At 39.0% G+C, this 14,153-nt stretch carries 8 protein-coding genes; all 8 read left to right on the forward strand.

Annotation, left to right across the window (positions count from 1 at the left end):
• Nucleotides 1-27 precede the first annotated feature (27 nt).
• The 8 genes from BUA89_RS05370 to nadB all read left to right on the forward strand — a co-directional run bounded on the left by BUA89_RS05370 (nt 28) and on the right by nadB (nt 14,140).
• Entirely contained in the window at nt 28-2,121 is a 2,094-nt protein-coding gene (locus BUA89_RS05370) for a T9SS type B sorting domain-containing protein (RefSeq protein ID WP_072953787.1), read from the forward strand.
• An 82-nt stretch (nt 2,122-2,203) separates the two neighbouring features.
• A complete protein-coding gene (locus tag BUA89_RS05375; protein WP_083531611.1) occupies nt 2,204-4,546 on the forward strand; it encodes a T9SS type B sorting domain-containing protein in 2,343 nt (780 codons plus the stop codon).
• A 159-nt stretch (nt 4,547-4,705) separates the two neighbouring features.
• On the forward strand, nt 4,706-6,301 hold the full coding sequence (gene dnaB, locus BUA89_RS05380) for a replicative DNA helicase (protein WP_072953791.1): 1,596 nt from the start codon (nt 4,706-4,708) through the stop codon (nt 6,299-6,301).
• Between the two features lie 200 nt (nt 6,302-6,501).
• A complete protein-coding gene (gene rnhA, locus BUA89_RS05385; RefSeq protein ID WP_072953793.1) occupies nt 6,502-6,978 on the forward strand; it encodes a ribonuclease HI in 477 nt (158 codons plus the stop codon).
• Nucleotides 6,979-7,141: 163 nt separating this feature from the next.
• Complete coding sequence (locus tag BUA89_RS05390) at nt 7,142-9,397, forward strand: T9SS type B sorting domain-containing protein (RefSeq protein ID WP_072953796.1); 2,256 nt, start codon at nt 7,142-7,144, stop codon at nt 9,395-9,397.
• 121 nt (nt 9,398-9,518) lie between these two features.
• The gene (locus BUA89_RS05395) at nt 9,519-11,780 is read left to right on the forward strand and encodes a T9SS type B sorting domain-containing protein (protein ID WP_072953799.1); all 2,262 of its coding nucleotides are present in this window, start codon (nt 9,519-9,521) and stop codon (nt 11,778-11,780) included.
• A 131-nt stretch (nt 11,781-11,911) separates the two neighbouring features.
• On the forward strand, nt 11,912-12,538 hold the full coding sequence (locus BUA89_RS05400) for an NAD(P)H-dependent oxidoreductase (RefSeq protein WP_072953801.1): 627 nt from the start codon (nt 11,912-11,914) through the stop codon (nt 12,536-12,538).
• A gap of 30 nt (nt 12,539-12,568) precedes the next feature.
• Entirely contained in the window at nt 12,569-14,140 is a 1,572-nt protein-coding gene (gene nadB / locus BUA89_RS05405) for an L-aspartate oxidase (protein ID WP_072953803.1), read from the forward strand.
• Nucleotides 14,141-14,153 lie beyond the last annotated feature (13 nt).

The following is a 14,153-nucleotide window of genomic DNA, read 5'->3' on the forward strand; positions in this document are numbered from 1 at the left end:
ATCATAATCAAGATAAACTTCCCTATTATGAAAAAAATCTACCTAATATTATTACTAATTTTTTCACAAATCTTTTTTGCACAGTCTGATTGTATTACGGCAATTCCTGTATGTGGAAATTCAGACGTATCTTATTTCCCTACCGGTGCAGGTGTTGTAGATGATCAGGTGAATGCTAACGGAAGTTGCTTGCAAGCGAACGAGCACTTCTCCGTATGGTATCAGTTTACGGTTGCAACATCTGGGACTTTAACTTTTACAATTTCACCTCAAGCTCCTTTTACTGCTGATTATGATTTTGCTGTATATGGACCTAACGTAACCTGCGGTACAAAAGGCGCACCAATACGATGCAACTACGCGGGTGCACAAGCTGCTCCCAACCAAACGGGTTTACAGATTGGTTTGACGGCTAATTCCGGCGCTTGGAGCCCGGCACTGAATGTTGTAGCCGGAGAAAGTTATTATCTTATTGTGGATAACTGGTCTGGTGCCAATGCTGCAATGGCTTTTTCAATGACTTGGGGAGGTACTGCTACCTTAACTTCACCATTCAATGACCCTGCTATTCAGCCTAATCCGTTTAACCCTATCGGAATTCCGGGAGCTACACCATCAGACCCGAGAATTATACAGACATGTAATATTAATGCTCCGTACAATTTCCAAAGCCAAAGCGCTGGTCTTATTAATGGTAATCCTAATTTCTATGTAAAATATTATACTTCATCCAACGATGCCTTGGCTGATACAAACGCAATTACTGCACCTATTGTTGTAAATGCTACAGATACATATTATTATACAATTCGTTATCAGGATCCTACCAATCCTAATAATCCGACTAATAAGTGCTTCAACATCAATCAATTTAAATTTAAAGAAGTCCCTTTTAAAGCAAATAATGCTACTCTAACGGCATGTAACAACAATAAAGCGGGGGTTGCAACCTATAACCTTACTGCAACAACATTATATACACCAGACCCGGCGTACACCTATGTTACGAAGTATTACCCAACAATCACGGATGCGAATAACGGAACTAATGAGATTTTGAATCCTGGAATTTACGTTTCAGCTACCGGAGAGGTATATGCAAAAATAACAACCAACTTAGGATGTTCTGATATTGCAAAAATCACTCTAAACTTCTTCCCTGAAGTAGTTGTGAATGATGATGCAGTACTGAGATCTTGTTTCATTGAAGCAAATCCGGCTACGGCAGAGTTCAACCTTACTACGGCAACAGTAACAAGCCAGACGGGTACGAAAACCTATTTCCCTTCTTTAGCTGACGCAGTAGCAGGAACTAATCAGATTCCGAACCCTACCACATACATCTCTCCAAACGGAGTTGCGTTTGTAAAGGTAACCAACGGAAACGGATGTTATGCTGTTGCTAAAGTAACTCTTATTGTACTTCCTCCTGTATATTCTAGTGTTCTTGAAGAAAAGATAATCTGTATGGAAGATACAACAACCTTAGATGCAGGACCTGGGTTCAACGGATACAAATGGAGCACTGGTGCTACCACACAGTCCATCAGCAATGTTTCTGTAGGTACATATTGGGTAGAGCTTAAAACAGGACAATGTATTACAAGACAGACGGTAAAGGTTTATCCTTCAGAGCAACCTGTAATCTCTAATATTGATATTACCAACAACTCTTTCACAGTAAATGTTGTAGGTGGAACTGCACCATACAGTTATTCACTTGACGGAATCACATGGCAGGATTCAAACACATTCAACAATGTACCAAGAGGCGACAATACAGTGTATGTAAAAGATGATTATGATTGTGATCCTGTAATTGTAACTGTAGTCGTTCCAAACATCATCAATGTTATCACTCCGAACGGAGATGGTATCAATGACGTGATCGATTATTCAGCATTGGCAGGCAAGCAAAATCTTGTATTAAGCATCTATGACAGATATGGAGTATTGGTTGGAAAAGCTGATAAAACGACTGGATTTAAATGGGACGGAACAACAGCCGGGACAAAAGTTCCTACAGGAACATACTGGTATTCTGTTACATGGAATGAAAACGACAAAAAAAGCACTCCATTCAAATTCTCAGGATGGGTAATGGTAAAAAACAGAGAATAAATACGATCTACCATAAAGAAAACCGCTTTCTAAAGCGGTTTTTTTCACATAATAAGTTTAATATATTTATAAAATAATCCCAATGAAGAAATTATTAATGTTGGCAGTTTTATTTCTGTCACAAATAGTCTTCTCACAATCCGACTGTATCACTGCAATTCCGGTTTGTGGAAATTCAGATCTTTCATATAATTCTAACAGCTCGGGTACTATTCCTGAACAGACTTCTGCCAGCTGCTTAGCTCTTGAGCATTATTCTGTATGGTACGTTTTCACTGCAGCAACTACAGGAACTATCGAGTTTACCATAACACCTTTCACGGTTCCCGGGGTAACCCATTATGATTATGACTTTGCAGTATACGGACCAAATATTGATTGCACCACATGGGATTTCGGAAACGCAATTAAATGTAACTTCGACGGAACTACCGGGCCTACAGGTTTAAGCTCGACAATTACAGGAGACCAATGGGAAACTCCACTGGATGTAGTGGCAGGGGAAACCTATTATCTTCTTATTGATAACTACATTCCTGGTAACCCTTATGGTTTTTCATTAACATGGGGAGGAACAGCCACTTTAACATCTGCATTTAACGATCCTGCTTTAACGCCAAACCCTTTCATTACCCCAGGTACACCGGCTGCTAACCCTAGTGATCCTAATGAGATCTTCAAATGTGCATTGCCAACCATGTTTGATTTCACTACTTTAACTGCCGGAATCGTTAATGGTAACCCTAATTTTACAGTTAGTTATCATTTGACTCAAAATGATGCCGTTGCAGGAACTGCTCCTATCACAACACCAATTATGGTCAATGGAACAGACATTTATTATTACAGAATAAAATATGAAGATCCGACAAACCCTGCTAACCCAGCAAATGGATGCTTCCAGGTAGGTAGATTTAAATTTAAACAAGGAAATATTGTCGTGCAAAATGCAACACTCACTGCTTGTAACAATAACAATACAGGATTTGGATCATTCGATTTAACATCAGCGAATGTATATAACCCTACAGGTATCACAAAAAAATATTATCCTACATTAGCGGACCTTAATGCGGGAACCAATGAAATCACGAATCCTTCTAATTATTATTCTACAGCTCCAAAAACTGTTTATGTAAAAGTAACAACAAGTGAAGGTTGCGTGGGAAGCTCTCAGATCACATTACAGTTTTTACCACCCCTAACAGTAACCCCTGTTACTCTATTGGCTTGTAACAACAACAATATGGGAACCGGTACTTTTGATCTAACATCAGCAAATGTTTATCCGGCATCAACCAATGTAACGAAGAAATATTACCTTACCCAAGCAGATCTGAATGCAGGAACAAATGAAATTTTAAATCCTGCAGCTTATGTATCAGCTCCAAAAACAATTTACGTAAAAGTAATTACTCCACAAGGCTGTACCGGTTCTAATGTCATCACATTACAGTTCCACCCAGCGGTTACTGTAAACGATGCATCGATCGAAGAATGTTATATTGATACCAATGTAACGTCAGGTTCTTTTGATCTGACTTCAGTAAGTGTAAGTTCTGTAGCCGGTCATACGAAGAAATATTATAAAACTCAGGCAGATGCTATTGCTGCAACGAATGAAATATTAAATCCTGGTGCATATATTGCGACAACAAGTGTTGTCTATGTAAGAGTAATCAGCGAAAACAACTGTTTTGCTATTGCTAAAATAAGTCTGAAAGTTTTACCTCCTGTACAATCTAATGTATTAAAGGACAAAATTATCTGTATTGAAGATACTACTGTTTTAGATGCCGGACCGGGCTTTGCAGCTTATGAATGGAGCACAGGAGCAACGACTCAGTCTATCTCGAATGTATCTCCCGGAGCTTATTGGGTAAAATTAAAAACAGGAAAATGCTGGACTTTACAACAGGTAAATGTAAAAGCTTCTGTACAGCCTGTCATTACAAGCATTGATATTACAAATGATTCTTTCACAGTAATCGTAAATGGAGGAAAAGCTCCTTACAAGTACTCTTTAGACGGGGTCAACTGGCAGGATTCTAACGTATTCACAGGATTGCCGAGAGGTGAAAATAAAGTATACGTAAAAGATTCTTACGACTGTAATCCTATCGATGTTCAGGTAACCGTACCCAACCTTCTGAATGCGATTACTCCAAATGGAGACAACAAAAACGATTATATTGATTATTCTGCATTAGCCTACAAGAAAAACTTAGTGTTCACAGTGTATGACAGATATGGAAACATGCTGTACAAGGCAGACAAAATCAGAGATTATACTTGGGACGGAACTTCCAACGGTAAGAAAATCCTTACAGGAACTTATTGGTACACGATCTCATGGAATGAAAATGATAAAAACAATACCGAAACGAAATACAGCGGTTGGGTATTAGTTAAAAACATAGAATAATTTAGTTTTTAAACCGTTATTTAAATCACCTCAATTCTGGGGTGATTTTTTTATGCACCAAACGAAAGCCCTTCACACCTAATGTTTTAAAACTTATCAACAATAATTCTTGATGAGTCTTTTTTATTTGCTTTTCAAAAAAACTATCTTTGCATCATTATGGCGCAGAAAGAAACATTATCTTCTTTGACGAACGGAAACTTTGCAAGAGAACTCTCCATTGCTGACGGAAAAATGCCTCCCAATGCAGTAGATTTTGAGAGATTAGTAATTGGTACTTTTTTAATTGATAAAAAAGGGCTCGACCATTCTATCGATTTGCTAACCCCTGAAGTTTTTTATGACCCGAGACATCAGGTAATTTTTTCTACCATTTTGAAATTGTATGAAGCCAACCAGCCTGTAGATATCATGACCATCATTCAGGATCTGAAAAAATCTGAAAAACTGAATCAGGCAGGTGGTGATCATTATATTGTTGAGCTTACGATGGGAGTAAGTTCTTCCGCCCACATCGAATATCATGTCCGCGTTATTCTAGAAAAATATATTTTAAGAAGCTTAATTAATGTTTCGGCGAATGTTATCGATTCTTCGTATAAAGAATCAACCGACGTTTTCGAATTATTGGATAAAGCGGAACAGTCATTCTTTGAAATTACCAACGGGACTATCAAAAAAGGGTTCGACACAGCCAATTCATTGGTAAAGCAGGCAATTGAAACCATCAAATCTTTAAAAGATAAAGAAGGACTTTCCGGAGTGCCTTCAGGTTTCAGAGATGTTGACAAAGAAACCGGAGGTTGGCAAAATTCCGACCTTATTATTATTGCGGCACGTCCGGCGATGGGAAAAACCGCATTCCTTCTTTCGATGGCGAGAAATATAGCAGTAGGGCACAAAGTTCCGATGGCTTTATTTTCACTCGAGATGGCTTCGGTACAGCTGATTACCAGAATGATTGCTTCCGAAACAAGAATTTCTTCAGAAAAATTAAGAAAAGGAACATTAGACGATGAAGAATGGCAAAGACTGTTCTCCAATGTCTCCGAATTGGAAAATGCTCCTTTATATATAGACGAAACCCCTTCGCTTTCGATATTCGATTTCCGTGCAAAATGCCGAAGACTGGTAATGCAGCATGGGGTAAGAATAATCATGGTCGACTACCTTCAGCTAATGACCGCCGGTGGTGGCAGCGGAAAAGGAGCCGGAAACCGTGAACAGGAAATTTCCATGATTTCACGATCTCTAAAAGCGATTGCCAAAGAACTGAACGTTCCTGTAATAGCCCTTTCTCAGCTTTCGCGTAGTGTGGAAACACGTCCCGGAAAAAGACCTCAGCTTTCAGATTTGAGGGAATCGGGAGCGATTGAGCAGGATGCAGATATCGTATCCTTCATCTTCCGTCCGGAATATTATAAAATTACCGTTTGGGATAATGATGAAGAAGGACAGGAAACCTCAACAGAAAATCAGGCGGAATTAATTATTGCAAAGCACAGAAACGGTGCCACAGCCGATGTGCGTTTATCTTTCTTAAAACATTTTGCAAAATTCGGTGATATTGAAGCTGCTTTTGATGGCGGCATGGGCGGCGGGTATCCTTCAAATTACGGATCTGCAGAACCTAGCGGTTTTGATAAAATAAAAACCACAATTCAACCGGGAGCGGCGTTCGATCTTCCGGACAGTTCAAAGCTTTCGGGATCTTCGATGAATGATTTTGATGATGATGACGATTTTCCTTTTTAATAATTAAGATTAAGATATAGTTTGAACTTTTGCAAAATCTATAAAAAACTTTTAGTATTAGAGATGCCAGGCTGAGCCTGTCGAAGCCCTTATGATAAACCTTTCGACAATTTCAAGGAAGTAACACGAATACTAACAGCTTAAGAAAGTTTTAAATATCTTTTTAAATTTATCTAAAATTAATTCAATTAAATAAAACCTTGAGAATAGAAATATACACCGACGGAGCTTGCAGCGGAAACCCCGGAAAAGGCGGATATGGAATTCTCATGCGCGTACCCGAAAAGAATTATCAGAAAACATTTTCCAAAGGTTTCAGAAAAACCACCAACAACAGAATGGAGCTTTTGGCAGTCATCACTGCGCTGGAAAAACTGAAATCTACGGATAACGACATCCATATTTATACCGACAGCAAATATGTTTCGGATGCCATTAACCAAAACTGGCTGGCCGGCTGGATTAAAAGAGGCTGGAAAAATGTGAAAAATCCTGATCTCTGGCAAAAATTTGTGGTACTCTACAATCTTCACAAACCAAAAATGCATTGGATAAAGGGACATGCAGGACATTTTGAAAATGAGCTCTGCGACAAGCTTGCCGTAACTGCCGCTGCATCAGCAAATTTGGAGATCGATTCTTACTTCGAGAGTCTAGAAAACAATTCTCTTTTTTAATTTATATTGATCCTAAATTTGGTTAAAACATTTTTAATATTTCATCTTTTAACTTATCATTTATTACAAAATAACCATCATATTCGGTAAAATTAATATTGAATACATATTTATTGCTTAGGATTTAATATCTTTACACGTCTAATTTTAAGTATGTTAATAAATGAATAAAAAACTACTATCTTATTTATCCATTCTCTTACTCTGCTTTTTCGGAAAAAATTCTGCTCAGACCTATCAGCTGACAGGAAATCCCGTATCAACAACAGGATGGACAATGGTTTCTCCCACAGTAGTCGGAACCCCGGCAGATTTCATTCAGCTTACTCCCGATACCAACAATCAGTCAGGATCTATCAGGCTTAATGATCCTATTAACCTGAAATATTGTGATAAGTGGAGAGTTGAATTCGATTTCAGAATGGATTCTAACCAGACTGCCAATGGAGACGGTATCGCGTTCTGGTACCTGCAAAACCCACCGGTAGCCAGTGTATTGGGATCCGGGCTTGGAGTATCTCAAAATGCAATCGGTTTAATCGTAGGTTTCGACACGTACAATAACACAACGACTGCGGTAATGAGTAAAGTACACGTTGCTTACGGGCAGGTTGCCAACACCACCGATAACAACAACGTCGAGTTTTTCAACACGGCAGGAAGCTCTTTCCACTCTCCCGACATGAATACAACACTTCCTTTTCAGGGAACGAACTATAAGCATGTTGAAGTAACAGGAGAAACTATCGCCGGGACTCAAAACTGGATGATCAAGATTACCATTGACGGCACTGTGATCTGTAACCAGTCTTTTGCGCCTGCGGGTGCTGCTGCGGGAATGACGGTGGGATATTTCGGATTTTCAGCTTCTACAGGAGGAAACAGATCGAGACACTCTATTAAAAATGTAAAAGTTTATGTAGATAAAGTTGCTATCAACCAAGCATTAGTAACTGATACTTTCTGCCCTAACCCATCAACAGGACAAGGAACAGTAAATTTAACGACTTATCAGAATCAGTTTGTAACGAACCCAGCAAATTACACATTCTCATACAGTGTTGGAGGAACTGCGATCACGAATCCTACGAATTATCAGTTCAGTGCTAATACATCAGTTTCTGTTTTAATTAAAGATAACTCCGGAATTCTTTGTGATAACCCGGACGGGAAGATACAGCTGAATCTGTCACCATTTACAGCAACACCACAAACCCTTACGGAATGCAATAACAATAATATAGGAACAGCGACGTTCAACCTTACATCTGCGAATGTGGGTGAGCCTGCAGGATCTACAAAGAAGTATTATAAAACATTGGCAGACCTTAATGCTGGAACCAACGAGATAACAAATGCGAATTCGTACCTTTCACAGGCAGGGACCGTATATGTAAAAGTAACTACTCCTCTTGGATGTACAGGTTCTACAACCATTACACTGGCATTTTTCCCACAAATTCCTACGACAGAAGTTACTATGGAATCTTGTTTTATCGAAGGTGCGCCAACAACCGGATCTTTTGATCTTACACAGGCTAATGTAACCACTGCAACAGGCATTACCAAAGTATATTACAAAACTCAGGCTGATGCTTTGGCTGCAACCAATCCGATTACAGATCCACCGACGAACTACATTACAACCTCATCCACTGTTTATGTAAGAATCACCAACTTGGCCAACTGTTTTGTCATTGCTAAAATAAATCTGAAAGTTTTACCTCCTGTATATTCTTCAGTTTTAAGAGATAAGACTATCTGTATTGATGCAACAACAAACTTGGATGCAGGTGCAGGATTTGATTCTTATTTATGGAGCACAGGTGCCACCACACAGTCCATTACAGGAGTAGGTCCCGGACTTTACTGGGTATTACTTAAAACAGGTAAATGTACTGCAAGACAATTGGTAAGAGTAAATGTTGCCGCTCAGCCGGTAATTTCAAGCATTGATATTACGAACAATACCATCTCAATCAATGTAAGCGGAGGAAAAGCACCGTTCCAGTATTCCTTGGATGGAGTAAACTGGCAGGATTCTAACGTGTTCACAGGGCTTGCAAGAGGTGAAGTGGTAGTATATGTTAAAGATTCATACAACTGTACACCAGTACATGTACAGATTACAGTACCAAATCTTATCAATGCCATTACTCCAAACGGTGATAACCTGAACGACGTAATTGATTATACTGCGTTAGCATACAAGAAAAATTTAGTTTTCACCATCTACGACAGATACGGAAACATGCTATACAAAGCAGATAAGATCAGAAACTACAAGTGGGACGGAACAGCAGGCGGCAAAAAAGTACCGACTGGAACTTACTGGTATACCATCACTTGGAATGAAAACGATAAAAACAATACCCAAACAGTTTACAACGGCTGGGTATTGGTAAAAAATATAGAATAATCTTAAAAAGATCACTCCCTGCCGGTGAGTGGTCTTTTTTTAAGAACGCAGGTCTGATAATGTTTATTTTCAGACTCCTGATAACCAATTTTTTTTTATAATAAACTAACCAACCGATCAAATGAAAAAAACACTTCCTTATTTATTTTTTATTTTCATTTGTCTGTACGGGAAATTATCTTCCCAGACATATCAGCTTACAGGAAGCCCGGTGATCAACACTACCGGATGGGATCTTGTTTCCAATGCATCAGCAACCAGTGATTTTGTTCAGCTTACGCAGGATGTAGGAAACCAATTCGGAGTTGTAAAACTGGCAACTCCTATTAATCTTAAATATTGTGATAAATGGAAAGTAGAATTCGATTTCAGAATCGATGGAAACGGAACTACACAGTATGGAAGAGGGGATGGCTTTACATTCTGGTATTTAAGCAATCCCCCTACTGGATTTACCGGAGGTGGTGGTCTTGGGATCCCTTCAAACGCAAACGGATTAATGGTAGGATTTGATATATTCAACAATACCACGGAAGGACAGATGAGTAAAATCCACGTTCTGTACGGAACAAACAACTTACCTGCCGGCAATAACAATATAGAATATAACAACACCGCAGGAAGTACTTTTCACTCTGCAGACTTAAACCCTACGCAACCTTTTGTGGGATCTGCCTACAAACATGTAGAAGTAAACGGAGAAATGGATGCTATTAATCCTAATATCTGGCATATTAAAATACAGTTAGACGGAGTAGTGATCGCAGATCAGCCATTTACCGCATCTGGAGGAGCAGTAGGAATGACTACCGGATATTTTGGTTTTTCTGCAGCAACAGGAGGGGCAAGTGCGAGACACTCTATTAAAAATGCAAAAATCTATATTGATAAAGTTCCAATTTTAACGAATACCATTACCCCATTTGTTTGTGTTAATCCGGCAACGGGGAACGGAACTGTTGATTTAACATCTTTCCAGAATCAGTTTGTAACTACTCCGGCGAACTATCAGTTTACCTACTTCGGACCCACAGGAACACCTATTACGAACCCTACAAACTATCAGTACTCAACAGGAACAACTAACATTACCGTTGTTGTTAAAGATCCATCGTCTACTCTTTGTGATAATGGTGACGGAAAAATTGTGCTTACTCCGAGCCCGTTTGCCGCCAATGATGTTACCTTAACAGGGTGCGACAATAATAACGCAGGAGGAGCTGTATTCAATCTTACCGCTGCTGCACTATCGTCAGTTCCGGGAAGTACCGCTGTATTCTATAATACGATGTATGATCTTAATAATCATCTGAATCCGATTACCAATCCATCGGCCTATCTTTCACCGGCAGCTGTAATATATGCCCAGGTAACTACGCCACAAGGATGTACAGATGTTGCACAGGTGACACTAAATTTATTTCCTGTCGTAGTCGTTCAGGAAGCCACATTGAGATCTTGTGCTATCGAGACTAATCCGTCGACAGCCTTATTTAATCTTACAACAGCTACAGTAACCAGCCAGCCGGGAACCAAGACCTATTTCCCTTCTATGGCCGATGCCCAAAACGGAACCAATGCAATTTTGAACTTCAACAATTACATCTCTCCAAATGGAGTCGTTTATATTAAAGTAACAAATGGCAACGGGTGCTACTCTATCGCCAAAGTTAATCTGATCGTCATTCCACAGGTATTCTCCAATACTTTAGAAGATAAGATCATCTGTATGGAAGACACCACCACTTTGGATGCAGGACCAGGATTCACAGGATACGAATGGAGCACAGGTGCAACAACGAGAAGTATCACCAACGTATCAGTAGGAACCTATTGGGTAAAATTGAAGACAGGGAACTGTATCGCTACACAAACTGTAAAAGTATACGCTTCACAACAGCCTGTGATTACAAGTGTGGATATTTCCAGTACAACTGTAACGGTTTACGTAAACGGAGGAACAGCCCCTTACAAATACTCTTTGGATGGTATCAGCTGGCAGGATTCTAATGAATTTAAAAATATGCCGAGAGGAGACAGCCATATTTATGTGAAAGATGCTTATGACTGCGATCCTGTAAACATCAGCATTGTTGTTCCTAATTTAATTAATGTCATTACACCAAACGGCGACGGAGTAAACGATGCTATCGATTATTCGGCATTGGCAGGAAAACAGAATCTTGTATTCAATGTATTCGACAGATACGGAGCCAAAATTCACCAGGCAGACAAATCTAACCGATACAAATGGGACGGAACCGTGGCCGGCAGAAAAGTTCCTACAGGAAGCTACTGGTATTCTGTTTCATGGAATGAAAATGACAAGAAAAGCACTCCAATTAAATATTCAGGTTGGATTCTTGTGAAAAACAGAGATTAATTTTAATAACCATTCCACATATGAAAAGGATCACTTCAAATTATTTTGGGGTGATCTTTTTTTGTTTAATTTAGAACGAAATATTTCATTTTAAGCTTATTTAATTCGTGTTCAATTCTTAAATTTGGACTATGAATTATTTAGAGGCTTTAAGCAGACGATATTCTGTAAAAAAATTTAATAACGAAATTATTCCTCAGGAAATATTGCACAATATTCTTGAATCGGGAAAATTATCGGCAAGCTCTCTGGGTCTTCAGCCTTACGAAATCCTTGTGGTGGAAAGTGAGGAAATGAAGCAAAAATTAATTCCGGCTTTTTATAATCCGTCTCAGATTTCTACGTGTTCTCATTTAATTGTTATCAATTCTAAAAAAGTAGTTGATGATCATTATATCAACGGATATTTCCGGCACATTTCCAAAGTAAGAGAAACACCGCAGGAAAAACTGGATCTTTTTAAAAACAGCATCAACCAACATATTAATCAAAAAACACAGGATGAAATTTTCAACTGGGCAGAAAAACAGTCTTATATTGTTCTGGCGAATCTGATGTACGCTGCAGCGATAGAAAATATAGACACCTGCCCGATGGAAGGCTTCCGCCAGGAACTGATTGAAGAAATTTTAGAGATCAATCCCGACTTCGAAAAAGTAACCGTTACCCTCGCATTGGGCTACCGTTCGGAAGAAGACCATTTCCAGCACATGAAAAAAGTAAGAAAACCAAACGAAAAATTGTTTAAATTTATTTAATTATTTAGACAATTGTCTTAAACCAAGGATATGATAAAAGCGGATGTATTAGTAATCGGTTCCGGAATTTCGGGACTTTCCTATGCTATAAAAGTTTCTGAGCAGCTTCCTGATGCCAAAATAATCATTGTAACAAAGTCTGATGAAGACGAAAGCAACACCAAATATGCACAAGGCGGTCTTGCGGTAGTTACAGATTCTAAAAATGATAATTTCAATAAACATATCGAAGATACCATGCGTGCTGGAGATGGCGAAAACAAGCGTGATGTTGTAGAAATGGTCGTTACCGAAGCTCCGAAAAGATTCAGAGAAATTGTAGATTGGGGAGCTAATTTCGACATGAAAAACGGTGAATTTGCTTTAGGAAGAGAAGGCGGTCACACCGAAAACCGAATCGTTCACCACAAAGACATCACAGGTTTCGAAATCGAAAGAGCTTTACTGGAAACGGCTAAAAACAGTCCGAATATCGAAATTCTTGATCACCATTACGTCATCGATATCATTACACAGCACCACGTTCCGGGAAAAGAATTAAACGAAGGGGACATCCACTGTTATGGTGCCTATATTTTGGATGAAAAGTCTAAGTCTATTAAAAAAATTACTTCAAAAATAACTTTAGTTGCTACCGGAGGGGCGGGTCATGTTTATAAAAACACTACCAATCCTACCATCGCAACAGGAGACGGAATCGCTTTTGTAGCAAGAGCAAAAGGAAAGGTTTCCAATATGCAGTATTACCAGTTTCACCCGACCGCTCTGTACAGCAAAATGGATGGAATGTTGTTTTTAATTTCTGAAGCCGTTCGTGGTGACGGAGCTAAATTAAGAACAAAAAAAGGCGAAAAATTCATGCAAAAATACGATGAGCGTGAAGAATTGGCTTCCAGAGACATCGTTGCAAGGGCCATTGATGCCGAAATGAAAATCACCGGAGATGAATTTGTAGGCTTAGACTGCAAGGAAATGAATCATGAAAAATTTCTGGAACATTTTCCGAATATTTATAAAAAATGTAAAGATGAAGGAATTGATCCTTTCACACAACTTATCCCTGTTGTTCCGGCTTGTCATTATCTAATGGGCGGAATTGAAGTTGACAGAGACGGGCAATCTTCCATCAGAAATCTATTTGCGGTGGGAGAATGTACGAATTCCGGGCTTCACGGAGCCAACAGACTGGCATCCAACTCTTTGCTGGAAGGTTTGGTTTATGGACACAATGCTGCTATGAAAACCGTTGATCTTCTTAATGAAAATAATTTCAACTTTGATGATTTAAAAGCCGTTCCGGAATGGAATGAAGAAGGCATGAAAATCATGGATGAAATGGTCATTATTTCTTATTTAAGAAAACAGCTTCAGGAAATGATGAGTGATTTGGTAGGAATTGTAAGAAGCAACCGCCGTCTGAATATGGCTTTACAAAAACATCAGGAAATTGCTGCCGCTGTGAATGAAATTTACCACTACTCTATTCTTTCACCACAATTATCGGAACTGAGAAATTTAACAACCGTCGCTCACCTCATAATTATCCAATCTATGGAAATGACGGAGAATAAGGGGGCGTTTTACAATAAAGATTTAGCTTAATTTTCATTAAACA

Origin of the sequence: Chryseobacterium arachidis, assembly GCF_900129245.1 — a bacterium.
Lineage (GTDB): Bacteria > Bacteroidota > Bacteroidia > Flavobacteriales > Weeksellaceae > Chryseobacterium > Chryseobacterium arachidis.

Bases quoted from the DNA above. Each gene is read 5' to 3' on its own strand.
- BUA89_RS05395 (WP_072953799.1), top strand. From the start codon at position 9,519: ATGAAAAAAACACTTCCTTATTTATTTTTTATTTTCATTTGTCTGTAC.
- BUA89_RS05390 (WP_072953796.1), top strand. From the start codon at position 7,142: ATGAATAAAAAACTACTATCTTATTTATCCATTCTCTTACTCTGCTTT.
- dnaB (WP_072953791.1), top strand. From the start codon at position 4,706: ATGGCGCAGAAAGAAACATTATCTTCTTTGACGAACGGAAACTTTGCA.
- BUA89_RS05400 (WP_072953801.1), top strand. From the start codon at position 11,912: ATGAATTATTTAGAGGCTTTAAGCAGACGATATTCTGTAAAAAAATTT.
- nadB (WP_072953803.1), top strand. From the start codon at position 12,569: ATGATAAAAGCGGATGTATTAGTAATCGGTTCCGGAATTTCGGGACTT.
- BUA89_RS05375 (WP_083531611.1), top strand. From the start codon at position 2,204: ATGAAGAAATTATTAATGTTGGCAGTTTTATTTCTGTCACAAATAGTC.
- BUA89_RS05370 (WP_072953787.1), top strand. From the start codon at position 28: ATGAAAAAAATCTACCTAATATTATTACTAATTTTTTCACAAATCTTT.